Source organism: Rhizobium sp. NLR8a (genome assembly GCF_019685235.1).
In the GTDB taxonomy this organism is placed as follows: Bacteria; Pseudomonadota; Alphaproteobacteria; order Rhizobiales; family Rhizobiaceae; genus Rhizobium.
On the sequence record NZ_JABDWI010000001.1, the window covers coordinates 488,042 to 514,034 of the forward strand.

At 57.5% G+C, this 25,993-nt stretch carries 18 protein-coding genes and 2 pseudogenes; 10 read left to right on the top strand and 10 right to left on the bottom strand.

Annotation, left to right across the window (positions count from 1 at the left end; genetic code table 11):
• Nucleotides 1–191: 191 nt before the first annotated feature.
• From HJC04_RS02245 to HJC04_RS02285, 9 genes and pseudogenes are all read right to left on the bottom strand, one after another.
• Entirely contained in the window at nt 192–2,333 is a 2,142-nt protein-coding gene (locus tag HJC04_RS02245) for a DEAD/DEAH box helicase (RefSeq protein ID WP_221123172.1), read from the bottom strand.
• Nucleotides 2,334–2,335: 2 nt separating this feature from the next.
• Nucleotides 2,336–3,961, bottom strand: a complete 1,626-nt coding sequence (locus HJC04_RS02250) for a Hachiman antiphage defense system protein HamA (protein ID WP_221138326.1) — start codon at nt 3,959–3,961, stop codon at nt 2,336–2,338.
• Nucleotides 3,962–4,303: 342 nt separating this feature from the next.
• Nucleotides 4,304–4,564: pseudogene (locus HJC04_RS02255) on the bottom strand (tyrosine-type recombinase/integrase); the annotation flags it as partial.
• A 2-nt stretch (nt 4,565–4,566) separates the two neighbouring features.
• A pseudogene (locus HJC04_RS02260) lies at nt 4,567–5,015 on the bottom strand (exodeoxyribonuclease III); the annotation flags it as partial.
• 318 nt (nt 5,016–5,333) lie between these two features.
• Nucleotides 5,334–5,822 (bottom strand): aspartate 1-decarboxylase, encoded by a 489-nt coding sequence (gene panD, locus HJC04_RS02265; RefSeq protein WP_221123174.1) that lies wholly within the window; start codon nt 5,820–5,822, stop codon nt 5,334–5,336.
• A 566-nt stretch (nt 5,823–6,388) separates the two neighbouring features.
• Nucleotides 6,389–9,853, bottom strand: coding sequence for a pyruvate carboxylase (gene pyc, locus HJC04_RS02270; RefSeq protein WP_221123176.1), 3,465 nt, complete (start codon nt 9,851–9,853; stop codon nt 6,389–6,391).
• Between the two features lie 4 nt (nt 9,854–9,857).
• Nucleotides 9,858–10,664: a CoA ester lyase gene (locus tag HJC04_RS02275; protein ID WP_259668777.1), complete on the bottom strand. Its 807-nt coding sequence runs from the start codon at nt 10,662–10,664 to the stop codon at nt 9,858–9,860.
• An 86-nt stretch (nt 10,665–10,750) separates the two neighbouring features.
• Nucleotides 10,751–11,647 (bottom strand): amidohydrolase, encoded by an 897-nt coding sequence (locus HJC04_RS02280; RefSeq protein ID WP_221123178.1) that lies wholly within the window; start codon nt 11,645–11,647, stop codon nt 10,751–10,753.
• A gap of 54 nt (nt 11,648–11,701) precedes the next feature.
• Nucleotides 11,702–12,463: an SDR family NAD(P)-dependent oxidoreductase gene (locus tag HJC04_RS02285; RefSeq protein ID WP_221123179.1), complete on the bottom strand. Its 762-nt coding sequence runs from the start codon at nt 12,461–12,463 to the stop codon at nt 11,702–11,704.
• Nucleotides 12,464–12,788: 325 nt separating this feature from the next.
• On the opposite strand from HJC04_RS02285, the gene HJC04_RS02290 reads away from it, so the two are divergent.
• From HJC04_RS02290 to HJC04_RS02335, 10 genes are all read left to right on the top strand, one after another.
• Nucleotides 12,789–13,778, top strand: coding sequence for a substrate-binding domain-containing protein (locus tag HJC04_RS02290; RefSeq protein WP_221123180.1), 990 nt, complete (start codon nt 12,789–12,791; stop codon nt 13,776–13,778).
• A gap of 68 nt (nt 13,779–13,846) precedes the next feature.
• Entirely contained in the window at nt 13,847–15,367 is a 1,521-nt protein-coding gene (locus HJC04_RS02295) for a sugar ABC transporter ATP-binding protein (protein ID WP_221144629.1), read from the top strand.
• Nucleotides 15,364–16,344, top strand: a complete 981-nt coding sequence (locus HJC04_RS02300) for an ABC transporter permease (protein WP_221123182.1) — start codon at nt 15,364–15,366, stop codon at nt 16,342–16,344. Before HJC04_RS02295 ends, HJC04_RS02300 begins: the two co-directional genes overlap by 4 nt.
• A 467-nt stretch (nt 16,345–16,811) precedes the next feature.
• Nucleotides 16,812–18,446, top strand: coding sequence for a GMC family oxidoreductase (locus tag HJC04_RS02305; RefSeq protein ID WP_221123183.1), 1,635 nt, complete (start codon nt 16,812–16,814; stop codon nt 18,444–18,446).
• Between the two features lie 12 nt (nt 18,447–18,458).
• On the top strand, nt 18,459–18,878 hold the full coding sequence (locus HJC04_RS02310) for a hypothetical protein (RefSeq protein WP_221123184.1): 420 nt from the start codon (nt 18,459–18,461) through the stop codon (nt 18,876–18,878).
• Between the two features lie 65 nt (nt 18,879–18,943).
• Nucleotides 18,944–19,693 carry an electron transfer flavoprotein subunit beta/FixA family protein gene (locus HJC04_RS02315; protein ID WP_221123185.1) on the top strand — a complete coding sequence of 250 codons (750 nt, stop codon included), beginning with the start codon at nt 18,944–18,946 and terminating at the stop codon, nt 19,691–19,693.
• A gap of 19 nt (nt 19,694–19,712) precedes the next feature.
• Nucleotides 19,713–20,645, top strand: coding sequence for an electron transfer flavoprotein subunit alpha/FixB family protein (locus tag HJC04_RS02320; protein WP_221123186.1), 933 nt, complete (start codon nt 19,713–19,715; stop codon nt 20,643–20,645).
• Entirely contained in the window at nt 20,642–22,309 is a 1,668-nt protein-coding gene (locus HJC04_RS02325) for an electron transfer flavoprotein-ubiquinone oxidoreductase (RefSeq protein WP_221123187.1), read from the top strand. The genes HJC04_RS02320 and HJC04_RS02325 overlap by 4 nt, the downstream gene beginning before the upstream one ends.
• Nucleotides 22,310–22,762: 453 nt before the next feature.
• Nucleotides 22,763–23,086 carry an EthD family reductase gene (locus HJC04_RS02330; protein ID WP_221123188.1) on the top strand — a complete coding sequence of 108 codons (324 nt, stop codon included), beginning with the start codon at nt 22,763–22,765 and terminating at the stop codon, nt 23,084–23,086.
• Nucleotides 23,087–23,321: 235 nt separating this feature from the next.
• Entirely contained in the window at nt 23,322–24,281 is a 960-nt protein-coding gene (locus HJC04_RS02335) for an NAD(P)-dependent oxidoreductase (protein ID WP_259668784.1), read from the top strand.
• 688 nt (nt 24,282–24,969) lie between these two features.
• On the opposite strand, the gene HJC04_RS02340 is transcribed toward HJC04_RS02335, so the two are convergent.
• Complete coding sequence (locus HJC04_RS02340; RefSeq protein ID WP_221123190.1) at nt 24,970–25,881, bottom strand: LysR family transcriptional regulator; 912 nt, start codon at nt 25,879–25,881, stop codon at nt 24,970–24,972.
• Between the last annotated feature and the right edge of the window lie 112 nt (nt 25,882–25,993).

The following is a 25,993-nucleotide window of genomic DNA, read 5'->3' on the forward strand; positions in this document are numbered from 1 at the left end:
TCACAGAGGCGCCTCATTTCAGATTGCACATCCAGGTAACATCGCCCGGCCATCGAGGACCGACCAATTTGGGGCCGGAAGCGGATTGACCGCAGCTAGGACACACAACACGGAAAGCGGACGTGAGTGTTCTTGCTGCCGAGGTCTGGGATCGACCCTTAGCGGACTAATTCTCAACGCAATTGACATACTTATGACACTAGGGACGTTCGAAGGTCATTTATCAGGTCGCGCTCGAACTTAGTGAGATCGACTCCTCGTGCATCCATTCGGATGACCAGCTCAATCGCGCTGTCGAGTGTCGGGAACTCCCGACCGACGGGTGCGATCCGCATTGCGGTCTCGGGAGGAATCCCATACTCATCAAGCGCGAAGAGACCGCGCTCCAAGAACAGACTTTCGGCCTTGGCGGCATAGAACTCGTAGTTCCCGGCCTCTACACCGATTTTTCTGAACACATCGCTTTGAATGTGCGATATTGCCATGAGGCTCTGCGGAAACGTATATCCGACGTACTTTCTGAGGAAACGAAGTGACAGTTCGACCGCATCGCTAACTGAATCGGTACGCCGTCGATACGCAACGAAGTTGTCGGTCACTTCGCGAAGGCTCTTGCTCTTCTCAACCGAGTACAAGGCTGCTTGCAACTGTTTGCCAGAAAAAATCTGGTATCCTTTTAGGATACCAGAGTCCATATAACCGAAGATCAGACTACAGACCGCCAGCAACTGCTGCGAGTCAGGCATTCCGCGCCAGGCCAGTGGCTTTCCAAGCAGCGTCGGATCGCGCCATATTGCTTCATAGATTGCATGCTGCGTCTCGATGGGAACCTTGCGGTTGGCCTTGAGGGTTTCCGCAGACAACGGGGTCTCCCGCGTAACGGATTCCACGCGACTTTTAGAAGCCGGCGTCAGGTCGTCATCTTCGAGGTCCAGCAAGAGTGACATTGGGGTTGTATCGGACTGAGTGCCAACGGCAACCTCAATCACGCAGGTGTCTGGCTCGGGTTGCTCCTCCAGAACGTAAACTTTTCCGACGAAATACCGGCGCATCCGGCCTGCTCGCCCCGCAATGTTTCGAAACGTAAAGTAATCAATGCCCGTGGTTTTTATCCGTTTGTCGAAGATAATGACATTCTCGGCGACGGTGTTCACCCCCTCAATCAACGTCGACGTGCAAATGAGGAATTTGATTGCACCGGTCTCGAACGCCTTCACCATGTACTGCTGTAGCGCACGGGGGATGCTGCCGTGATGGATGCCCACACCTCGGCGCAGCGCATGGGTTACGACCCATTCCTCCGGATACTCCTTCTCCAACCATTCGACGGCTGACCAGGTCAGATCTGCCTCGGGAAGCAACCCTTCCACGTTCAGAAGCGTTTCTGCGGCTCTCTTTGCAGAGCCTGGCGATTGGCAAAAAATTAAGGTTGGCGAGGTAAGTTCCTCGCAAAGTTCGATCAACTTTTCCTCTCGTTCACCACCATCTCTTGGCAAGCCGTATTGCACGATATCGAGCGCAATCGTCGAGAAGTGCGACGGTACGAAGAGAAACTCGTGCTTTGACGCCAGTCCGTTGACACCGTCAACGTGGGGGCCGATCAGATAGAACTGAGCCCCGTTGGACGAGAGCTTGTGGAAGCAAAGATTGAGATCGACGGCCCGGTCAGTGCTTTTTTCCATCTGCAGGTCGAGCTTGTAGAATTCATCTATGACAAAGAACGAGACGTCCTGGAGGTCGTCGCGGTTCAACGCGCGTTCCTGAGTAAGGACGAAGACCGTCGCTTGATGCCGAGAAGAAACCTGTGTGGGGTGCGTAACGATCGCATACCGTGCGCCGAACGTTTCGATAACCCGACGCCTTGTCTCGTCGATCAGGGCAATGGTCGGCACTATAATCGCCAGGTGCCTATGATCGCCGGAGGCGATAATCGCATCCACGATCGCGCTCTTCCCGACGCTGGTGGTGGCGCTCAACACCACATTTCGCTTTGCCCTCAGTTCGCGATAGATTTGAAGCTGCAGCGTGTGGAAGAAATCGACTTTGCCGATCGGCGGAGTTCGATGCGCCTCAAGCAGTAACTGCTCTTCAAAAGTCGAAACCTCTTTCGATAGATATGGGATGAGCCCCACAGAGCCGACGAGGGACTCCAGGAGCGGCATCAGGCCAGGCGGGAACAACTCCCTTTTTGCCAGGCATCGAATGACCATCTCACGACCCAGGTCATGAGTGCTTTGCGAATTGACGAGGCTGTTGACGGCACCCAGGACCGACACAGCTTGATCTTCTCTGAAACCGGTTGTCAGAAAATTTCTGAGGTCCTCGACCAGCAAGGTCAGCTCTCCAGACTAAGTTTGAAGTTCTCGGTGAGTTGTACCGAGTCGTAGATAGGAACCAGGAAAACATGCACCTGTATGTCGGCCAGTTTGGACGAGAGCTTGCTCTTGAAATCAAGATAGCTGTGAGCGACTTCGGTCGTCAGCTTTTCCGCGTAGTCCACCGCGAAACCAGCCTCCAGTACCGAGCTATCGTAAGCCACGAGAACCGGTATGTTCAAAACGCGTATGAGGTCGTCGAGCTTGGCAAATTCTTGAAAGACCTTGGTTAGGGTCGTCTCCCGTTGATACTGCGGCTCGCGAAACTGAAGGATCAGATCGCGTTCCCTTCGTAGGAAGTCGCGCTGCACAAGAGCGTCCAGCTTCGAAGCAAGGAGCGTAGTCACCCCATCCCAGTTGTCTGAGACAGTTATCAGAGCATGACCCAACCACAGTTGGTCACCTGCTGGATCGAATACGACGTGGCCATTCATGCAATCCGATTGGCTCGAAGACACACTATGCAGTTTGCAAAGCGTGGGCTCACTTGAGTAGTGATGTCGGAGGATTGCGTGAAGCATGGCCTGAGAAAGGAGGTCCTCATAGTCAATGCTCTTGTCCTTGAGCGCCTGCGACGTCCTCGCGACGAGATCGTGCGCTTGGAGGTGGCTGCACTGCGCCAAAATTCGGGGCGGCAAGATCAGCTCAGGGATCCACCGAGCCAGGTATTTCGCAAGCTCTAGATTCCTCCATTCCCCGTCATCGAACTCGGCATCGTAAGACGCAAGGCTGCGGCGGATTGCAGGTTCCTCGACTTCATGCAGGGAAGCGAAGAAGTTTGGGGTTTGGACTTGGTAGACCTTTAGAAACGCTCGATTAAGTCTTCGCGCTTCCCTGAGTTTCGCGTTCCACCAGTCCGTCATTGCTTGTTTCGGGATCACCTTCTTCGTAGCGTGATCAACCATCGATTCGTCGCCGGCGTTCCGTGCAATCGTCACAAGCCCTTCATAGATTTTCTCGGCTGCTGACGGGAACATAGCTTCGCCCTCGCTTTCGAAGAGGCGAAGGATTCGATTAATGTTCTTTTGCTGAACTGCTTGCTTCTCGCCAGGCACCTCCCAAAGGCAAGATTGAACCCAATCGGGCAGCGTTTTTCCATTCGGAGACGTCACCCGCCTCAATTTGTTCGAGACCTGTGTGCCAAGATTGGTCAGGGCATCTACAACATGTGGCTCGAAGCGACGATCACGAGGAATGGTCAGCGGTCGGAGTGTATGGTTGACACCGCGTATACTAATGAAGCGGAAGAGAGCGTCGCTTGGGAACTTATCGGTGCCCAGTGATGTCTCTACAAGCGAAGTGCCAACCCGTTTTACCGTGCGTGCGCAAATCTCGGTCAGGTTCCAATTGCTGTCCCCATCTGTGATCTTGACCTGAACATATTCGGAAACTCCTGTCCCGTTTCGATCCCACCTGAGAGCAATATCGTCGCCTGTCTCGCATTCGACCTGCAGCAACGCCGGGTCCGAGAGAAGATCCAACAGGAACGAGGCCGCGATATGATCCTGGAATGCAAAGCCCTGGCGGGCTTTGACACCCCCGGCGTCGGACGCGGCATATGGATCGACTAGAGGCTTAATGTGCATCGAAAAATTGCAGGCTCCCACTTGCCAACAATATGAGCGATGATCACAAACTTCTCATTAACAGTAGCTTCTGAAGCTCAACTTTCGATTGCTTTTCGCGTCACCTGTGACTGGCTGCAAATCGGGCCGACCCAGACCCGAGTCGTTCGCCGTGGCGCTCGCGCTCGGAGCGCCGACAGACAGCACCCTCTGATGCTCGCTATTGAAGCTCACCCGCCGCATTGCCGATCCATCGAGACGTCCGTTCTGGGCAGCGGTTATGGTTCAAGCTACGGCCGGAATGAGGGCGCATAGCTGCTTGTGCCGAGACGCAGGCCCCGCCTCGACGCGGGGCCGGCATGTTCAAATTACGGTGTGCTCCGCCAACTCCAGCGCATCCTCGATGTCCACACCCAGGTACCTGACCGCATTCTCGATCTTGGTATGTCCGAGCAGGATCTGGATCGCACGAAGATTGCCGGTCGCCTTGTAAATCATCGCCGCCTTCGTGCGTCGGAGCGAGTGCGTGCCGTAATCTTCGCGCCGTAGCCCAATCGCGGTGACCCACTCTTCGACCAATCTGGCATATTGGCGAGTGTTCAGATGATCCGCATGATCCACCCGGTGACGTTATAGTCGCCCACCAGGACGACGGGCAGCTCTAGCTCCAGCAATTCGGCGGCGTAGTCGTGAAGCCGCTGAAACCAACGGAGCTTGTAGTCGAACTTTGGGCCCGGATAGGGATTGCCATTGGGAAGATAGAGGCCACCAATCACCACGCCGTCCACGATGACCTCGATATACCGGCTTTGCTCGTCTTCCGGTTCTCCCGGCAGACCTTTTCGCGTCAGGCGCGGTTCCTGATCACGGGCAAGGATGGCGACGCCATTCCAGGATTCTGGCCATGCCATACTGCGTCATAACCGGCAGCTTCGATGGCCTTCGCTGGAAACTTCGCATCCGGCGCCTTCAGCTCCTGGAGGACGACAACGTCAGGCTTCGCCTCGTCCAGCCCCCGGAGCAGGACATCAAGGCGACTGTTTACACCATTGACGTTGTAGGTGGCAATTTTCACTTGGACTTGTGATCGCCCTTATCACCCTCGCCTGGCTTGGCGTCGTTTTTCGCCTCGTGCCGCTTGTCACCGAGAGGGATCGGACGACGTCGTCGGATTCCTTGAACTTGCCATCTTCATCGCGCCGCGGCCGAAGGCTGGCTCCGTGCCCTCGGTATAGAGCGCGGCCGCCCGGACCGCGCGGTGGCTTCGAGATGACCCCAGTCAAATATTCTTTGGACGGCTATCAGCCTTCCTTTAGAGACCATGTTGAGGACGTGCGAACGATTCCGATCGTGGCATAGTTGACCGCAGCTTTTGCTATCGGCCTGCTGCGGGTTAATCGTGAAGATAGCCCTTCGATATCGCGGAAGACTGGGCCGTCAGGGCCGCCGGAAATCCATAATCATTATCGGCAATCTCGGTTTTCACGGCCATGTCGAGCGAGCCGTCCGGGCGGCGGAAGACCGCGTAGGTAATCCTGTCGATGATCTCGTTTCGTGGACCGAAGACGAGAACGCGAGGCTTGAGACTTATGATGTCGTCAACCTCGCAGAATATGCTGGACGCAATGATGATCTCGTCGTTCTGCTGACAGGTTCGCGCGGCAGCTCCATTAAGAATGCAGCATTTGGAGCCCGCGTCACCGTAGAGCACGTAGGTGCTGATTCTGGCTCCAGACATCTTGTTCCAGATGTCGACATATTCCAGCGGTTTCAGACCAACAGCCCTGCAGAAGTCGGCATCGATTGTGATGGATCCATGATAGTCGAGCTTTGCATCCGTGACCCTGATTCCATGGAGTTTCGCACTTACATACTTTTCCAAAATCGATACTTCCTTCTCTTGGCGTTCTGAATTGACCCGCTACAGCCCAGCGTCGGTCATCGTACGGAGGGCCAGAGATTTGCCTTTTCAATGCCTCGTCGACCGTAGCGGCTCCAAGCGATTGAATTGCGCGGGAAGACAGTGCTCCATCTCGGTGGCCGTTTTTCTCTCAAGCTGCGCGATCTCGGTGAGGGTTCTGTCTTGAGAAATCACCGGAGGCACGCTTTTTCAACTGGTGGAAGCACTGCACGCTCGGAGGCTCTCGATGACGCTCGACGTTAGAAAGCACTTCTTCCCTCGCCGCGCAGTGCTAGGTGTCGAGGCCGGCTGACTTTTCAAGGGCCTCCTTCATCGACCGAGCTCCAAGCGAGGTGAGTGCCCGCCCGAGACAAAGTTCGATTTCGATGACGCTTTTTCCCTTAAGCAATGCGATCTCAACGAGCGTCCTGCCTTGCGACACCCACTGAAGGCAGGCCTTTTCACGCGGCGAAAGCATCAACGTCCTCATAGACCTCTTGCTCTTCTGTGATATGTTATAACATCTCCGATAACCAAATTTATGGAACTCAGTCTGGATCGACCACTGTAATTACAAGCAGATCTTTTGCATCGATCTGGTCGCCGGTCTTGACCAGGACTTCGGCGATCGTGCCGTCCTTTTCAGCGTGCAGCGCCGTTTCCATCTTCATCGCTTCGATGGAGAGCAGCACATCGCCCGACTTCACCTTCTGGCCGGCGGTGACGGAGACCGTCGAGATGACGCCGGGCATCGGCGCGCCGAGATGGCCCGCATTGGTGAGATCGGCCTTCCGACGCGCTGCGCTCGAGGCGGCGCGGTTGCGGTCAGGAACCTTGATCCGGCGCGGCTGGCCGTTGATCTCGAAGAAGACCTTGACCATCGCCTGCTCGTCCGGCTCGCTCGTCGCCTGGTGCAGGATAACGAGGGAGACGCCCTTTTCAAGTTCAGGCGACAGCTCCTCGCCGGCGGTCAGGCCGTAGAAATAGGCCGGTGTCGGCAGCACGCTGACCGGGCCATAGGTTTCTGCAGCCAGCGCGTAGTCGGTGAAGACCTTCGGATACATCAGGTACGAGGCGAGTTCGTAATCGCTGACTGCACGCTCCAGCTTTTCCTCGATCAACTTGCGCTCGGCATCGAGGTCGGCATCGGCAAGCAGCGAGCCCGGGCGCTCCGTATAGGGTTTTTCGCCCTTGAGCGCCTTTTCCTGAAGCGCCTTCGGCCATCCGCCCGGGGGCTGGCCGAGATCGCCCTTCAGCATGGATACGACCGATTCCGGGAAGGACACATCCTTGGCCGGATTCTTCACATCGGCAACCGTCAGGTCCTGGGACACCATCATCAGTGCCATGTCGCCGACAACCTTGGAAGACGGCGTGACCTTGACGATATCGCCGAACATCTGGTTGGCATCGGCATAGGCCTGCGCCACCTGGTGCCAGCGGGTTTCGAGACCGAGCGAGCGCGCCTGTTCCTTGAGGTTGGTAAACTGGCCACCCGGCATTTCATGCAGGTAGACTTCGGATGCCGGCCCCTTGAGGTCGCTTTCGAAGGCGGCATACTGATTGCGCACCGCCTCCCAGTAGAAAGAGATGCGGCGGATCCATTCCGGGTCGAGGCCCGGATCGCGCTCCGAACCGCGCAGAGCCTCGACGATCGAGCCGAGGCAGGGCTGCGAGGTGTTGCCGGAGAACGCGTCCATTGCCGCATCGACGACATCGACACCGGCGTCCACGGCAGCAAGGACAGTCGCGGCGGAAATACCTGACGTGTCATGCGTGTGGAAATGGATCGGCAGGTCGGTCGCCTCGCGCAGCGCCTTGAACAGAACCGTCGCGGCGGCCGGCTTCAAGAGGCCGGCCATGTCCTTCAGCGCGATCATGTGCGCGCCGGCCCGCTCAAGCTCAACGGCAAGCGCGGTATAGTATTTCAGATCGTATTTTGGGCGAGCCGAATTGAGGATATCGCCGGTATAGCAGATTGCCGCTTCGCAGATCTTGTTCTCTTCCGCCACCGCGTCCATCGAGACGCGCATGTTGTCGACCCAGTTCAGGCAGTCGAAGACGCGGAAAACGTCGATGCCGCCCTTTGCCGCCTGACGGACGAAGTATTTGACGACATTGTCGGGGTAGTTCTTGTAGCCGACGCCATTGGCACCACGCAGAAGCATCTGCAGGAGCAGGTTCGGCGCATCCTCGCGCACCTTGGCAAGCCGCTCCCACGGGTCTTCCGTCAGGAAGCGCATCGAAACGTCGAAGGTGGCACCGCCCCAGCATTCGAGCGAGAACAGGTTCGGCAGCGCGCGGGCATAGGTTCCGGCGATGCGGGCGATATCATAGGTTCGCACGCGGGTGGCGAGCAGCGACTGGTGACCGTCGCGCATGGTCGTATCTGTCAGAAGCACCCGCTTTTCGGCGCGAACCCATTCGGCGAATTTCTTCGGTCCGAGCGCGTCGAGCTTCTGCTTGGTGCCATCGACGATCTCTCCCTGATTGCGGGGAATGACCGGCTTTGCGGCATCGGCGCTCGGCTTCGGCCGGCCCTTGGCTTCCGGATGACCGTTGACCGTGACGTCGGCGAGATAGGTCAAGAGCTTGGTGGCGCGGTCCTGGCGCTTCACCTGCTGGAACAGTTCCGGCGTCGTGTCGATGAACCGGGTCGTATAGGTGTTGTCCTTGAACTTCGGATGCGTGATGATCGCTTCAAGGAAAGTCAGGTTGGTGGCGACGCCGCGGATACGGAATTCGCGCAGCGCGCGGTCCATGCGCGCAATCGTCTCCTGCGGGCTCGGCGACCAGGCGGTGACCTTCACAAGCAGCGGATCGTAATATCGCGTGATGACGGCGCCCGGATAGGCCGTTCCCCCGTCCAGACGGATGCCGAAGCCCGACGCCGAACGATAGCCGGTGATGCGGCCGTAGTCCGGAATGAAGTTCTGTTCCGGATCTTCCGTGGTGATGCGGCATTGCAGCGCGTGGCCGTTGAGGCGAATGTCTTCCTGCTTGGGCACGCCCGATTCCGGCGTGCCGATGGCAAAGCCGTCGAGGATGTGGATCTGCGCCTTGACGATATCGATACCGGTGACGACTTCGGTGACGGTGTGCTCGACCTGGATGCGCGGATTGACTTCGATGAAGTAGAATTTGCCACTATCCATATCCATCAGATATTCGACAGTGCCGGCACCGACATAGCTCGTGGCCTTGGCAATGCGGGTGGAATAGTCGGCCAGTTCCTGGCGCTGGTCTTCCGTCAGATAGGGAGCCGGGGCGCGTTCGACGACCTTCTGGTTGCGGCGCTGGACCGAGCAGTCACGCTCGAACAGATGCACGACATTGCCGTGGGTATCGCCGAGAACCTGGCTTTCGACGTGACGGGCACGCTCCACCAGCTTTTCCAGATAGACCTCGTCCTTGCCGAAGGCAGCCATTGCCTCGCGCTTGGCTTCCGTCACTTCGCGCGAAAGGTCCTTCGGATCAAGGATCGCCCGCATGCCGCGGCCACCGCCGCCCCAGGAAGCCTTGAGCATGATCGGATAGCCAATCTCCTCGGCCATCTTTGCCACCACGGCCATGTCGTCCGGCAGCGGATCGGTCGCCGGAACTACGGGCACGCCGATTTCGATGGCGAGATTGCGGGCGGCGACCTTGTTGCCGAGGCGCCGCATCGTATCGCCGGTCGGTCCGATGAAAATGATGCCGGCCGCATGACAGGCATCGACGAATTCAGGGCTTTCGGACAGCAAGCCGTAGCCAGGGTGGATGGCATCGGCGCCGGACAGCTTGGCGACGCGGATGATCTCCTCGATTGAAAGGTAGCTTTCGATCGGCCCTAGATCACGGGCAAGATGCGGCCCGCGGCCGACCTGGTAGCTCTCGTCCGCCTTGAAGCGGTGGAGCGCCAGCTTGTCCTCCTCCGCCCATATCGCAACCGTTTTTATTCCCAGCTCGTTTGCAGCGCGAAACACGCGAATGGCAATTTCAGAACGGTTGGCGACAAGGATTTTTTTGATCACAGCGTTATCCACGGTTTGGGGAGGAGCGCAAAAGTATTCTTTCGGCCCGGCTCATCACGGGCTTGTCGATCATCTGCCCATTTATCTTGGCTGCCTGCTTGCCATTTGCAGCTACGGCCTCAACCACCTGCGTGGCCCAGGCGACCTCAGCGTCCGATGGACGAAATGCATCAGCCACGGCGGCAAGTTGCTTTGGGTGAATGACGAGTTTCCCCGCGAAGCCAAGGTGACGTGCTTCGATCGCTTCGGCCTTGATAAGATCATAGTCGTCGATCGCCACGGTAACACCGTCGATTGGCGCAGCCTTTTGTGCAACCCTGGAGGCGAAAACCAAAGTTTGCCGGGCGAACCTGAGTGCGTCTTGCGTGTGTTCGCACCCCATATCAAGCGCGAAGTCGAGGCTGCCGAACGCCAGGAAGGGGACAGTCCGGTGCGCAGCGAGCTCTCGGGCATTGTCGAGACCGACTGCGGTTTCGATAAGCGGTATGACCGTAATATCTTCACCCAAAGCGGCAGCAACGCTTTCGAGTTCCCAGGTGGTTTCAGCTTTGGGAAGCATTACGTTTCGGCAACCCGCACGCGCCAAAGCTACAAGATCATCATGGAAAAGGTCGGTCTGCACTGGATTGACGCGAACAAACGTGCGCTTATCAAGGACGGCCTTCACAATGTTGGCTCTCGCAATTTCCTTGTTCTCAGGTGATACCGCGTCTTCGAGATCAAGAACGATTGCGTCGGCGGCGCTGGCCGCGGCTTTTTCAAAGCGCTCCGGACGGTCAGCCGGGACAAAAAGCATTGTTGTCAAAGCCATGGGGACACCTCTGCATACCTTCAGTAGGGCAAAAAAGAGCTCCGATGGACAAGCCATCGGAGTTCCTTAACCGTTGAGCTTCGTGGTCAAAGCCGATAGATGCGCTGCGCATTGTCGTGGAAGAGCTTCTGCTTATCCACGGACGAGAAACCCGAGACGATCTCGAAAAACGCTTCATAAATCCTATCGAAGCTCGCGTAGATTTTGTCGACGGGGAAATTGCTTGCGAACATGCATCGGTCGACCCCGAAGATTTCGATCGTTTCGAGTACGAATGGTCGGATTGTATCAACTGTCCAGTCCGGCATCACCATGCCGAGACCGGAGATCTTCGCATTGACATTCGAGGAGCGAGCGAGCGAGCGCATCCCATCACGCCAAAGCTGCACGCCCGCATCGTCACGCTCCAGCGGCATCCCAGTGTGATTCAAGTTCACGATCGTCTCTGGATTGTCGGCCGCAACTTTTGCCGCCGCCGGCATCTGGTGCGGATAGAGCTGAAGGTCGAACGAGAAGTCATACTTTTTGAGAAGCTTGTAGCCCTTCAGCCAATGCGGGTCGGTCAACAGATCGCTGCGTTGGTTGAACGTGTACTTCGGATCAGGGTGCCAATTCAGGATTTGGCGAATACCACGCGTATCCTTGCACTTTGCATGTGCGGCTAGCACCTCATCGACGTCCGGAGCCTCGAGATCAGCATGCGCGACAAAGCCGTTTGGCTTTCCTGTACGGTTCTTGATGTCCTGGAGCCACTTTGTTTCCGCGATGATATCTGCTGACAGGGCATCGAGGTGTACATCCTTGACGACGTTCCACTTTTTGGCATCAGCCATGTAATCGTCGAGAAGATACGTTTTCATGATTGGCCGTAGGCTTCCGGCGATCGGAGCGACCGGTTCGCCAGGCTGGCACAGCCAAGGATACGAATAGTTTTCCAGATCCCACAGATGATGATGTGGGTCGATAATTGCCTTAACGTCCATCTGTTCCTCCTAGACAAATATGGGGTGGCGGAACAGGTCCGCCACCGGTCAGCGTTAGCCCGCCACGTAGCCGCCGTCGACCATCAGGATGTGCCCGGTCACGAAAGCGGCTTCGTCGCTCGCGAGGAAAACGAGTGCATCGGCAACTTCATCCGGCTCTGCCCAACGTTTCATCGGATGGGCGGCCTTAACGGCAGCCGCGCCGGCCTCGGGGTCAGGCAAGCTGTTCAGGTAGCGGGTCAGAAACGGCGTGTTGATCGCGCCCGGACCTACCGCGTTCACACGAACTCCCTGCCCTGCATATTCGACCGCCAACTGACGAACGAGTTGGAGCACCGCCCCCTTACTCGCGCAATAGGCAGCCTGGGAAGGAAGACCGACGACACTCGAAATCGAGCCCGTCGCGGTAATCGAACCCTTGCCCGCCTTGAGCATATTCGGAAGAGCGCGGCGCGCCGTGAGGAAAAAGGATTTGGCGTTGCCTGCAAGCACGGCGTCCCATTCTTCCTCGGACGTCTCGTGAAGCGCTTTGCCAATCATGTATCCGGCATTGCTGATCAACGCCTGGACCGCACCGAAAGAACTTTCACCCTTTTCGAAGATTGCCTCCACGTCAGCGGACTTCGAAACGTCCCCCACGACGGTAACTATCTCCGCGCCATGAAATTCGGTGGCGAGTTCATGGACGTTCTCGGCGATATCCGTCGCGACGATTTTCGCGCCTTGCGACGCGAGCTTTCTGATCACTTCCCGTCCGACGCCGCCTGCGGCACCCGTGACAAGCACGACTTTTCCCTTGAGCGATTTATCTGTCAATTCATCCTCCCTTGACCTCTACTGCTTAATGACACGAGTTTCGCACAAGCCGTGAACAGGGTGCCATTGCGTCTTCCTTCTAGGCGCTATTGGAAACAGCCATAGCGACACCCTCCCCGATATAGTGATCCGCAATAGCTGTTAGCCGGTTAGCGTAATTGCCGCTCAACCAGTCCAAGCCTCTTATGGGAACGCTCGTGACATTCCTACACGCTGTTGGAGGAGGCATGGCGACGGAATTTCCATCGCTTGTCTGCGCAGGGGGCTGTCGGGAGAGAGGGATAAAAGAAGCTCGCAGTGTCGAGCTTATTGGAGGAGTAAAATCATGAAACTGAATCGCCGCAATTTTCTGACTGTATCCGGCATCGTTGGCGCAGCGCTTGCGCTCTCGTCCTTTGCCGTCGACCCCGTCTGGGCCCAGGAAAAGTCCTTCCGCCTCGGCTACTCGCAGTTCTGGGGAACGAACACGTTCCTTCGCACCCAGATCGCCGGAGCTCAAAAGGCAATCAAGGAATGGGAAGCAAAGGGTGTGAAAGTCGACCTGATCGTCACCAATGGCGGCGATACGGACACCACAAAGCAGGTCGCTGACGTAGAAGACCTGTACACGCAGGGCATTGACGGCTTGCTGATCTTCCCCGGAGACAGTGTCGTCCTGGCCGATCCGATCAAGAATATCTATAACGCCAACAAGATTCCCGTCGTCGTTACGGACATCGGTCTCGGTTCCGGTGAATGGGTCAGCTATGTCGTTACCGCCAACGAACAGGGTGGCCGCATGGCAGCAGATTACATGGCGAAGAACGTGAAACCCGGCGCGAAGGTCATAGTCTTTGACCACGGTCCGGCCGTTCAATGCATTATCGATCGCAACCGCGGCTTTGAAGAGCGCGCCAAGGAACTCGGTCTCGAAGTGCTGCCCCGCAAGGTCATGAAGCTCTCGCTCGAAGACGGCCGCCGCACAATGGAGGACACTCTGACCGAAATCCCCGATATCGCCGGTGTGTTCTTCCAGAACCATGCGCCGACAATCGGCGCCGAAGCAACCCTTGAAGCGGCAAATCGTCTCGACGTTAAACTCGTCAATTTCGACACCGACCCAACGGCGTACCGCCTCGTGAAGGAAGGCAAGATCCTCGGCACGATCGTGCAGAACCCCTTCGAAATGGGCTACGTCGGAATGAACTCCATGCTTACCAAACTGACCGGCGGCACACCGGAAAAGCTCGTTGAGCTTGAGCCACGGCTGATGACCAAGGACAACGTTGCCGAATTCGCCAACGAACCCCAGGTCCTTGACGCGAAGGTACAGTGAGATCAGCGGACTTTAAACTCCAGCGGGCGTCTCGCCCGCTGGAATGTGGTTGATGAAGGAGGAGTCAAATGTCAATCGAGCCGTTGCTGAAGTGTTCCAACGTTCGAAAAACCTTCGGCGGGATGCAGGCCCTAAAGGGGGTCCATTTCGAAGTGGCGGAAGGACAGGTGCACGGGCTTGTTGGGGAGAACGGCGCGGGCAAGAGCACCCTGCTTCGGATCTTAGCCGGGGTCCATCAGCCCGACGGAGGAACCGGTATAGTTTACAACGGAAGCCCCTACGCTCCTCACAACGCGAACGATGCGTTGCGCAGCGGGATCGTTACGATCCATCAGGATATCAATCTCATAGGCTCGATGACTGTTGCGGAAAATATTCTTCTCAACAATGAGCCAACCGGCGCGTCGGGACTATTGAGAGCATCCAAGTTGAACAGGCTCGCGGCTAACCTCCTCAAGGAGTACCACCTCGATATTGATCCGTCGACGCCGGTCAACGAGCTGCCCAATGACATCAAGAAGATGCTTCAGATCGTTAAGGCGATGACCTGGAATCCCAAGGTTCTGCTGATGGGCGAACCTACGTCCTCGCTGACCAACGTGGAGGTTGAAGTTGTCCTCGATCTCATCCGCAGCCTCGCTAAGCGCGGTGTTTCGATTGTCTTCGTTTCGCACTACCTCTCGGAAGTTTTCGCGGTTTGCGGTGACATTACCGTTATGCGCGACGGTCGCACGGTGGGTACTCTGCTCACGGCCGATACGACCATCTCTGAGGTCGTGACGCATATGCTTGGGCGTGAGCTCGTAGAGGAGCAGTTTAGAAGCGCACGCGGCACACAACACAAAGAGGTTCTCCTCTCCGTCCGCAACCTGACGGTCCCCGGTGTTCTGAACGATGTCTCGTTCGACCTTCACAGGGGTGAAATTCTCGGATTTACCGGACTTACCGGTTCAGGGCTCAGCGAACTCGCTCGCGCCATCTATGGCGTTAGCGGCATGCGGCGGGAAACCGGAACCTTCGAGCTGGAGGGCAAAGCCACATCGCTTGCCACTCCGGCCCAATCGCTGAGACAGGGTCTCGCGCTTCTAACAAACGACAGACTGCGCGAAGGTATCCTTCCAGATTTTTCGATTACCGACAACGTCTGCCTCCCAATCATTGATCGCTACCGCAAGTCCACAGGCCTGCTCAACCTCAAGGAATTGGACGCCGCTGGTCGCGAGGCAATCGCGAAACTGCGCGTAAAGGCGTCCGGACCGGATGCGCCGATCAAATCGCTCAGCGGCGGCAATCAGCAGAAGGTTTTGATCGCAAAATGGCTCAAGACGCATCCTAAGGTCTTCCTCCTTGACGACCCAACGGTCGGCATTGACGTCGGCTCAAAGGACGAGATCCGAAAGCTGATCGAACAGATTGCCGCAGAGGGTGTCGGTATTATTATTTTCACGACTGAAATCCCCGACATCGAGAAGCTGTGTGATCGCGCCTTTGTCATGTTCCGAGGAACGGTGGTCGGCGAGTTCCAGGGCGAAAAGCTCGAAAAGAACAGAATTCTTGAAACTTCGGTAAGCGGGAGGATGGCAGCATGACCATGCCAATTACGGAAAATGCAGGCGCGAACTGGAAGGATACCCTCCGGCGATCGTACGGCTTGATCCAGTCTGTGGCAGTACTACTGGTACTGGTGATTATAATGTCGCTTATATCACCGCGCTTCATGTCAGTGATCAACATACAAAACCTGATGGCACAGATGTCGCCGGCGCTCATCGTTGCCGCAGGCATGACCATTGTGATGATCAACGGCGAGTTTGACATCTCTGTCGGAGCGGTACTCGCCCTTACGGCTGCCGTCTCTGCTAGTCTCATGCCGCAACTGGGTTTCGTCCCGGCGATCTTCGTATCATTGTTCATCGGCCCGCTGTTCGGCTTGTTTGCGGGACTTATCGTCACTTATGGCGGTATTCCCTCCTTTATCACGACGCTCGGCACGATGATGATCGCTCGAAGTCTCGCATTCGTGGTCACCGGCGGGCAGGTAATATCGGACTTGCCCCCCGCTTTCCGAGTGATCGGACTTGCCCGTCCGCTTGGAATTCCCCTCCCTTTCATCATCGCGGTTGGGACAATCGTCTGCGGCTGGGTACTGCTTACACAGACTGCCTTCGGCAAGAAGGTCTACGCAATCGGGGCAAATCGCGTCGTTGCCGCGCTGTCTGGTATTAGCGTTAAACGGACAAAAATCATTTGCCTGATGCTTTGCGGTCTGGCGGCGTCGTTCGCCGGAAACATACTTCTTGCCCGCATAGGGGCCATTCAGGCCGACACGGCCAGGGGCCTCGAATTCGAGGTGATCGCTGCGGTTGTTATCGGCGGCGTCAGTCTCGGCGGTGGCCAAGGCAACATCATGCGAGTCATCATCGGTGTGGTCGTTATCGCCCTAATCCGAAACTTCATGAACCTCGCCCGCATCGACATCTTCTGGCAGGATTTCGCAACGGGGTCGATCATCATCGCCGCTGTTCTCCTCGACGCCCTTCAGAAAAGGATTGGTAGTCGAACCTGAGCCGGATCCACCGTCAATGGCAAACCCCCGTCCGGCCCCTGCCGCGCGGGGGTTTGGTTATTCGGATATCCTTTGGCCGCGTGGTCGAGAAACCTGAAGTGAGGGGGTTGCGAAAGGCGAGAGTTTCGTCTGAGCCATTGATCGTATTGCGCAAAATGAAACCCTGCAAGCCTTTAGCGAAGCGCGCCGATGGCTAGCTCACATAGCCGCCATTCGCCGACGCAATAGCAGCCATTATGCAAACGATGTTGCCCGCCATCGTGCGGATTGTGTCTACTCACCTCCAAGCAAGCGCCTTTTTGTAACGCCTGGAGACGGCATCCAGTCTGTCCAGACCGCGGGAAGCGGCTTCGCTAGGTGCGCTAGATGATGGCGCTCAAAAAACCGGATGACGCAATTCGCAGTCGCGACGGTTCGCGACCGAATGCGGGAGGGCAGTTTTCAACTGCATGCTCGAGGAGGAGCCAATGACAACCACATCACACGAAACGTACGACGTTGCGATCGTCGGCTCGGGGCCGAGCGGCGCGATCGCTGCCCGCCGCTTGGCCGAAGCTGGTTTCTCGGTCGTCTGTCTCGAGCAGGGCGAGTATCCGAACTACACGGCGATCAATTTTGAAGAGCCTACATTTGAACTGACGCGGGACATGGTGTTCAGTTGGAACCCGAACACGCGGATGAACAGCGCGGATTATCCGATTAACGACAGTGAATCCGACGTCTCTCCATTTATGTGGAACGGCGTCGGCGGCAGTTCGGTAATCTATGCAGCTGCCTGGCACCGCTTTCAACCCAGCAATTTTCGGGTCAAGACGCTCGATGGCGTGGCTGAAGATTGGCCACTCACTTATGACGACCTTGCGCCGTACTACACGCGCGCCGAGGCCCAGATGTCTGTGTCCGGCGTCGGCGGTGACCCCTCCTATCCGCCCTTTGATCCTCCGTTGCCGCCGATGCCAATGGGCGTGCTCGACAAGAAGATGTTTGCCGCACATGAGCGGCTGGGTTGGCATATCTGGCCCGGAACCAACGCCATCTCCACTGTCAAACAGAACGGGATGAACCCTTGCGTCCGCCGCGGTGCCTGCATGGCCCCGGCCTGCTTTGACGGGGCGAAAGGCTCAGTCGACCGCACGCACTGGCCTATCAACATCAAGCTGGGCGTCAAGTTGGTGCAGCGCGCCCGCGTAGCGCGGGTGGAAACGGATTCTTCGGGACTGGCAACCGGGGTTACCTATATCGACCGGGCAACCGGACAGACCCACTTCCAACCCGCGCGCATTGTGATCCTTAGCGCAAATGGAATCGGGACTCCCCGCATCCTTCTCAACTCCGACAGCAATCGGTTCGCCAACGGCTTGGCAAACAGCTCCGACATGGTCGGGCGGAACCTCATGATGCATCCGCACGGAATGGTGATGGGCCTATTTGACGATCATTTCGACAGCTGGCAGGGGCCGACGGGCCAGCGCGCCTACTCGCAGCAGTTCACGGAAACGCAACCGGGCTCTGGCTTCGTGCGCGGTGCAAAATGGCAGCTTATGGGTACCGGCGGGCCGCTCGGAACTATTGGCGTGTGGCCGTGGGGCAAACGGGCCGGTTGGGGCGAGGAATTCCATAAGGCTGTCTACAAACGCTTCGGTCGGTCAGGGATGTGGTCGATCATCGGCGAAGACCTTCCTAACCCGGAGAACCGCGTTCTTATCGATCCTGACCTTAAGGATGCCGATGGCATTCCCGCTCCAAAGGTCGTCTATCGCTGCGATGATAACTCACGAAAGCTCGTCAAGTGGCATGAAGAGCATGCCGCGATCTCCTTCAAGGAAGCTGGCGCCTACGAGACCATCGCGGCGCCCGATTCCCGCGAGACGGGATGGCATATCCTGGGCGCTGCTCGAATGGGCAATGACCCGGAGACCTCGGTTGTCAACGCGTTCAACCAAGCGCACGACGTGCCGAACCTCTATGTCATTGACGGCAGCGTGATGCCAACCTCTGGTCCTGTTAACCCCACCGGAACGGTTGCCGCACTTGCCCTGCGCGCCGCCGAAGCGATTGCGATGAACCGGCGTGACCAGACCGTATCGTCTAGGGTCGCGTAAAGGAGAGAGAGCATGTCTGTTTCTATTGAAGATATTCAACCGCAGCTTTCTTGGCTCTGCGACGCCATGATACCCGGCAGTGCCGAGCTCGGTATGCCTTCAGCCAGCGAGATCGGAGTTGCCGACAAGCTACTCCCAAGGTCGCTCAAAGCGCGCGCTGACCTAGCTCCGAAGTTCCTTGAGCTGGTGGCGACACTTCCGAAAGAACGCCCCGCGGACCCACTTGCCGTTATCAACGCAGTCCCACTGAATGACCTTGACGTTATCGGCCGTTTTATCGCGGGTTCCTATTTCGCCGATCTCTCCGTGCAGAAAGGACTCGGCTACACGGGCTACATCGCTCTTCCGATGGATCCTGACTACGACGAGATCATGGCCATTATAGAGCCGATCATGGAACGCGGCCCCTGCTACGTCGAAGTGAAAGCCTAGATGCAAGCGGTGGCACGCCGCAGGACGTGGCGTGCCGTTCGTTCGCAATGGAGGAGCCCAAACCTATGAAAATCCTTGTCACCGTCAAGAGTGTTGTCGACTACAATGTCAAGATCAGGGTGAAGCCAGATGGCTCAGGCGTTGATCTCACCGGCGTAAAGCATTCAATGAACCCGTTCGACGAGATAAGCGTCGAGGAGGCAATCCGGCTGCGGGAAGCGGGCGCAGCCACCGAGATCGTTGTCGTCTCAATCGGTGGCGCCAAATCGGAGGACGCTTTGAGAGCTGCCCTTGCGATGGGAGCCGACCGCGCCATTCTTATTGAAACGACCGAGGCCGTCGAGCCATTGGGTGTAGCAAAACTAATCAAACAGGTGGCGGACGAGGAGCAACCTGGGATGATCATCGTCGGCAAGCAGGCGATTGACGACGATAGCGCCCAGACCGGCCAGATGATCTCGGCGCTGTTGAACTGGTCCCAGGCGACATTTGCGTCAAAGATTCAGATCGGGGCCGGCAAGGCGTCGGTGACCCGCGAAGTTGACGGCGGCCTTCAGACCATCGAGGTTGACCTGCCCGCTGTCGTGACAACTGATTTGCGCTTGAACGAACCCAGATACGCCTCGCTTCCAAATATCATGAAGGCAAAGAAAAAGCCATTGAGTCGGAAAGTTCCTTCGGATTTCGATGTCGACATCTCTCCGAGATTGACCGTGATGACAACAGAAGAGCCCAGGCCACGTGCGGGCGGAGTCAAAGTCGCTTCGGTCGCTGAGCTCATCGCGAAGCTAAAAACCGAAGCTCACGTTCTCTGACCAAAACGGATCCGGACATATGACAACCCTTCTCATCGCAGATCACGACAACAACCAACTTTCCGACCAGACCGCGAAGGCACTCACAGCCGCTCTCTCGTTGGGAGGAATTGTTCATATCCTCGTAGCCGGACATCACACCGATAACGTGGTCGAAGAAGCGCGCAGGCTGGACGGCGTGGATAAAATCATTGTTGCGGATGATGTCCGGTTTGCCAAAGCCCTGGCAGAGCCTTTGGCCGATCTCATCCTATCGCTTTCAGAACCTTACGGCGCGCTTGTCTCCGCCGCGACCGTGAGTGGCAAGAACGTGATGCCCCGCGTCGCAGCGCTCCTCGATGTCATGCAGATTTCCGAGATCGTCGAAGTTGTTGGATCGGATACCTTCAAGCGGCCTATCTACGCAGGCAATGCGGTCCAGACCGTGCGATCGGCGGACCGCAAGAAGGTCATAACCGTTCGGACCTCGGCATTTCCACCAGCCTCCCAGGGCAACTCGGCCGCCGTCGAACGGATTTCGGCGGCGGCCGAGCTATTCGACGGCACCAGACACGTCTCAGACCAACTCTCAGTGAGCGAGCGTCCTGACCTGACGTCCGCGAAGATTGTCATCTCAGGTGGGCGAGCACTTGGCTCCTCAGAAAAATTCGAGCAATTCGTGTTCCCTCTGGCCGATAAGCTCGGCGCTGCGGTGGGTGCATCTCGTGCGGCAGTTGATGCAGGATATGCGCCAAACGACCTACAGGTTGGACAAACGGGCAAAGTCGTTGCGCCTGACCTATACATCGCCTGCGGGATTTCCGGCGCCATTCAGCATCTCGCCGGGATGAAAGATTCGAAGGTTATCGTCGCGATCAACAACGACCCCGAAGCTCCTATCTTTCAGGTCGCGGACTATGGGTTGGTCGCCGACCTCTTCGAGGCCCTTCCAGAGTTTGAGAAGGCGTTATGACGATCGACACGACGCAGCTTCCCGAACGCGAAAGCATGGAATTCGACGTGGTGATTGTCGGCGCGGGACCGGCGGGGCTTTCGGCGGCGATCCGGCTGAAACAGATCAATCCGGACCTCTCCGTCGTGGTTCTGGAAAAGGGTGCTGAAGTCGGCGCCCATATCCTGTCGGGTGCCGTCGTCGATCCGATCGGCATCGATCGCCTCCTGCCCGGCTGGCGCGAGGAGGAGGGGCATCCCTTCAAGATGGAAGTCAAGGACGATCAGTTCCTGCTGCTCGGCCCCGCCGGTTCGATCCGCCTGCCGAACTTTTTAATGCCGCCGCTGATGAATAATCACGGCAACTATATCGTCTCGCTCGGTCTGGTCTGTCGGTGGTTGGCCGAAAAGGCCGAGGCGCTCGGCGTCGAGATCTATCCGGGCTTTGCCGCCACCGAAGTGCTCTACAATGATCAAGGCGCCGTCATCGGCGTTGCTACCGGCGACATGGGCATCGAGAAGAACGGCGAGCCGGGTCCGAACTTTGCCCGCGGCATGGAGCTGCTGGGCAAATACACCCTGATTGGAGAGGGCGTGCGCGGCTCGCTCGCCAAGCAGCTGATCGCCAAATTCGATCTCCAGAAGGATCGCGAGCCGCAAAAATTCGGGCTCGGCATCAAGGAACTCTGGCAGGTGAAGCCGGAGAACCACAAACAGGGCCTCGTCCAGCATTCCTTCGGCTGGCCGCTCGGCATGAAGACCGGCGGCGGCTCGTTCCTCTATCATCTCGAGGACAATCTCGTCGCCGTCGGCTTCGTCGTGCACCTGAACTACAAGAACCCCTATCTCTACCCGTTCGAGGAGTTCCAGCGTTTCAAGACGCATCCGGCCATCCGTGGCACGTTTGAGGGCGGCAAGCGGCTGACCTATGGCGCCCGCGCCATCACCGAGGGCGGCTACCAGTCGGTGCCGAAGCTGACCTTCCCGGGCGGCGCGCTGATCGGCTGTTCGGCCGGCTTCGTCAACGTGCCGCGCATCAAGGGCAGCCACAACGCCGTCCTGTCCGGCATGCTCGCCGCCGAGAAGCTCGCCGATGCGATCGCGGCCGGCCGGGCGAATGACGAACCGGTGGAGATCGAAAACGGCTGGCGCGACAGCGCCATCGGCCAGGACCTGAAGAAGGTCCGCAACGTCAAGCCGCTCTGGTCGAAGCTCGGCACCGCTGCCGGCGTCGCGCTTGGCGGTCTCGATATGTGGACCAACACACTGTTTGGCTTTTCCTTCTTCGGCACCCTGAAGCACGGCAAGACCGACGCGCAGTCGCTGGAACCGGCATCTCAGCACAAGCCGATCGCCTATCCGAAACCCGACGGCGTGCTCACCTTCGACCGCCTCTCCTCGGTGTTCCTGTCGAACACCAATCACGAGGAAGACCAGCCGGTGCACCTCAAGGTCAAGGACTTAGGCTTAGAGAAGTCGTCCGAGCACGACATCTATGCCGGCCCGTCGACGCGCTACTGTCCGGCCGGCGTCTACGAATGGGTGGAAAAGGACGGCGAGGATGTCTTCGTCATCAACGCCCAAAACTGCGTCCACTGCAAGACCTGCGACATCAAGGACCCCAACCAGAACATCAACTGGGTGCCGCCGCAGGGCGGCGAGGGACCGGTCTATCCGAATATGTAAGGCTCAACTAGCTAGGGCCTGCCCTCCAGCGGGAATTGGACTCCGTGGAATCCGAACGAGGTCGACCAACGGAATTTGAACGGCCTCTGAACAGTAGCAAGCGGCCGCACACTAGAATTACAGCCTTCAGCATCAATGCTGCGCGGCTCACCCCAGCGGCAAGTTGCTTTAGAAGCACGAGCCGGCATAAAGGTTTGTTTGACACCTATGACGTCGGGCCGGGCGCGGTTGGTTCTGAATGCGCCCTGTGAATCGATACCGGACCAAACGGACGCCCGGGCCGACGATGGCGTCCATTGGGCTGAACCCGCTCGCACGACCGAAGGTTCGGCTCAATCCCTGGGAAAGAGTTATTTATATGCCCGATAGCAGCAAGAGCGGATCATTGCTGGTTGGCGCGAATGGTTTCACAATAAGCATATTGGGCAAAATCGTTGTCTCAGGGAGAAAAACATGGCCTACGCAAAACGAATTGGATATCTGGTCAGGCGCGATGACTTGTCCTTGGACCAGTTTCACTCACACTGGCTTGGGACGCACGCCGAGCTTTGCAAGAAATTGCCGGGTCTCGTCCGCTATGCGACGAACCTTATAGATCGCGAAAAATATCCGGACGCTGGCTGGGACGGGTTTTCTGAGCTGTGGTTTGACAGTGTCGAGGCGCACGACGCGGCATTTGCAAGTCAGGAAGGCCGTACGCTTCTGGCCGACGCGCCAAACTTCGCCAAAAAGCTTTATGGCGTACTTGTAACGGAAAACCAGCACATCTGGCCCTGATGCAGCCAAATCACCATGGTTCAGCCAGGCCCTCGCAGAATGCCGACTCCGAGGGTGAGTCGCTCAAGAGTTCCGCGTCTAGCGGTTCTGAGGCTTTCCCACTGCGGCGCGCCCTAGGTGGCGCTAGTTCCACCGTCCTCCGGGGATGGCACTCTGACGACCAGCACGATCCGAGGCGGCCTTTGGCATCCGGCCTTGGCTTCTCGTTCCCGGTGCGGATTTGCTGCAGCGCTGTTTGTGGCATTCGCGACGAAACCATCAGGAGAGCGACTCGGGGGTCACCAACTCAACAACTCAACACACAACTACGGAGGAGACGACTATGAAGAACATTGGTTTGGTGGGTGTCGGCCTGATGGGTCACGGGATCGCGAAAAACATCGCGAAGAAGGGCTGGAAGCTCAACTACCTTAGACATCCCGGCAACCGGCCTACAGCGGATATCGATGAGTTGGGGGCGGTAGGATGGGATACGGCGGCGGAGATGGCCGGCGTTTGTGACACGGTCGTGATCTGCGTCACGGGGACACCACAGGTCGAGGATGTCCTCGTTGGCTCTGGACAGGTTCTCGACGCGCTTCGGAGTGGGGCTATCGTTATCGACTGCTCGACGGCAGTGCCGACGTCTACGCGCGTGCTTGCGGAAAAAGTTGCCGCCAAGGGCTGCCATTTGATCGACGCTCCCATGACGCGCACGCCGAAAGAAGCAGAAGAAGGCCGCCTGAATCTTCTGGTGGGTGGGGATCCAGAAATTGTTGCACAGGTTCGGCCGCTGCTCGAGGCCTTTTCGGAAAACATCTTCGTTGCCGGAAATATCGGTAGCGGCCACCAACTTAAGCTGGTCCACAACATGATCTCGCTCGGCGCGGTCGCACTTATTGCAGAAGTCGCAGCGGGAGCGCTTGCCGCCGGGATTGACAAGGTGGCGATGATCGAATGCCTCAGCAAAGGCGGCTCGGGCGGCATCGCGCTGGACCGCGTCGCCTTGTACATCCTTGAGGGAAGCTGCGACAAGCTTCAATTCACTATCGAGAACGCCTGCAAGGACTTCAGCTACTACAGTGAAATGGCAGGCCAAGCGGGCGCGGTGAAGGCCATAGCCGATGCGGCCCATAAAACGCTGAGTGGCCTGGTGGAGAGTGGAGAAGGCAAGGCATACCTTCCAGAGGTCGTCTCTCTCCTCCAGGCGAAATAAGCGTCCAAGGCTTTTGTGGTGGCGCCTCCCCAGGTAACCCCGCATTTTGCTCAACCGTCTATCGCGGCTCATCAGCCGTGAGTTTTACCGCCGGCTTGCTTCCTTGGGCGTGAATGTCGCCTATCTTCCGTGTCGGGCGCCTTGAAGACAAAGTCACCACTGTCGTAAAAGGACTTAGTCGAGATCGGCCGGATTGCTTCTGCCGCCGCGATCGGCGACTGGCGGCGACACCTTTCCAAGTCGAGCCGGACTCATTTCGGCTCTTTGCGCGAGGGCGAAGACCTGACTGCTCCCAAGTGTGGTGGAGTTCAACCCGGGAGATCAGCCAGAAAGTGCCGGCTTCATATTTACGAGACCTTGAGGAGAACGGGTTTCGTTTCCAGAGCGGTGATGTCTCCCAATCCACCTCGGGTCGAAAACGCACTGATTGGGCGAAGAATTCTTGCGCCCGGTCAGATCGCTTGCGAAATGGGTGTTGCACGCTCGGATAAAAGAATCCCGCGCTGCATTCCCCGTCAGGCGCAGTGAAGCTCTCTAACGATCGCCTCCTATGGCAGTTTTGCCGATAGCCGCTAAGCATGTCGGGGGGCCCTGAGAATGCGACCTTCAAATAAAAGTAAATCACCTGCCAACCGCGCGAGCGCAGTCAGTGATTCAACACTCGTGGTTTCGACGTCTGGCCAAAAGTTCATCTCGTTTCCAGATACGGTGCCAGCACATCTTCAATCCATTTCATGAATGCGCGCACTCTGCGCGACAGATTGCTCCGATGTGCTACGACCAGGGACACCGGGATCGCCCGACGACGAAAATCGGGCATGATCTCCACAAGCATTCCGCTCTCAAAGTATCGGCCAATCCCTATGAGTGGCGCCTGAATCAAGCCAAGGCCGGCGAGGGCAGCGGCATCGTAGGTCTGTGCGCTGTTGACGTGTAGCGCACCCGGCAACTGAAGCGTCGCGTAGCTGTCGCCGTCTGGATATTCCCATCCATGGGCTCTTGCGCCCAGAACCGTCGAAAAGTGAACTGTCCGATGTTCCTGGCGCTGGAGATCTTCTAGCGATCGAGGGACGCCATAGCGCGACAGATAGGCGGGACTGGCAGCGTTAGCCATGCGCAACAGGCCCAGTGGGCGGGCAATCAGCGTTTCATCCCTGATGGGTCCAAGCCGCAATACACAGTCGAACCCCTCTTGAACTAGGTCGACTTGCCGATCCGTACTCGACACCTCCAGCTCCAATTCGGGGTGAGCCGCCATGAAGTCCGGCAGGGCCGGCACAATCGTTGTGCGCGCCACCTCAGTCGGAAGATCGACCCGCAAACGTCCGCGAAGTGCCACGCGATCGCCTGCGAACATCGAGTGTAAGTCATCCACTTCAGCAAGCAGATCGCGGGCACGGGCATGAAAAACCCGTCCGTCTTCCGTCAACTGCACGCTGCGCGTCGTCCGGTGCAGGAGCCTGACGCCGACGTCTTCTTCCAGCTTACGGACCGCCATTGAAGCCCTTCCCTTCTGAATGCCCAGGCTATCGGCCGCGCGGGTGAAGCTCCCCATTTCAGCGACCGTTATGAAAATGAGGATGGGTTCGAGATTCTGCATTTTCTTGCCTCGGCATTGTTCACTATACATAGAACAGTTCGTTCCTTTTATCAGTGTTTATCGTACCCACGTGACACAGTAACTTCCGAATTTGGGATCCCCCAGCGGAGAA

What these genes read in the sequence shown, in the direction of transcription:
- HJC04_RS02250 (WP_221138326.1), bottom strand. Translation starts at nt 3,961, where the DNA reads ATGCACATTAAGCCTCTAGTCGATCCATATGCCGCGTCCGACGCCGGG.
- HJC04_RS02275 (WP_259668777.1), bottom strand. Translation starts at nt 10,664, where the DNA reads ATGGCTTTGACAACAATGCTTTTTGTCCCGGCTGACCGTCCGGAGCGC.
- HJC04_RS02280 (WP_221123178.1), bottom strand. Translation starts at nt 11,647, where the DNA reads ATGGACGTTAAGGCAATTATCGACCCACATCATCATCTGTGGGATCTG.
- HJC04_RS02290 (WP_221123180.1), top strand. Translation starts at nt 12,789, where the DNA reads ATGAAACTGAATCGCCGCAATTTTCTGACTGTATCCGGCATCGTTGGC.
- HJC04_RS02295 (WP_221144629.1), top strand. Translation starts at nt 13,847, where the DNA reads ATGTCAATCGAGCCGTTGCTGAAGTGTTCCAACGTTCGAAAAACCTTC.
- HJC04_RS02300 (WP_221123182.1), top strand. Translation starts at nt 15,364, where the DNA reads ATGACCATGCCAATTACGGAAAATGCAGGCGCGAACTGGAAGGATACC.
- HJC04_RS02305 (WP_221123183.1), top strand. Translation starts at nt 16,812, where the DNA reads ATGACAACCACATCACACGAAACGTACGACGTTGCGATCGTCGGCTCG.
- HJC04_RS02310 (WP_221123184.1), top strand. Translation starts at nt 18,459, where the DNA reads ATGTCTGTTTCTATTGAAGATATTCAACCGCAGCTTTCTTGGCTCTGC.
- HJC04_RS02315 (WP_221123185.1), top strand. Translation starts at nt 18,944, where the DNA reads ATGAAAATCCTTGTCACCGTCAAGAGTGTTGTCGACTACAATGTCAAG.
- HJC04_RS02320 (WP_221123186.1), top strand. Translation starts at nt 19,713, where the DNA reads ATGACAACCCTTCTCATCGCAGATCACGACAACAACCAACTTTCCGAC.
- HJC04_RS02325 (WP_221123187.1), top strand. Translation starts at nt 20,642, where the DNA reads ATGACGATCGACACGACGCAGCTTCCCGAACGCGAAAGCATGGAATTC.
- HJC04_RS02330 (WP_221123188.1), top strand. Translation starts at nt 22,763, where the DNA reads ATGGCCTACGCAAAACGAATTGGATATCTGGTCAGGCGCGATGACTTG.
- HJC04_RS02340 (WP_221123190.1), bottom strand. Translation starts at nt 25,881, where the DNA reads ATGCAGAATCTCGAACCCATCCTCATTTTCATAACGGTCGCTGAAATG.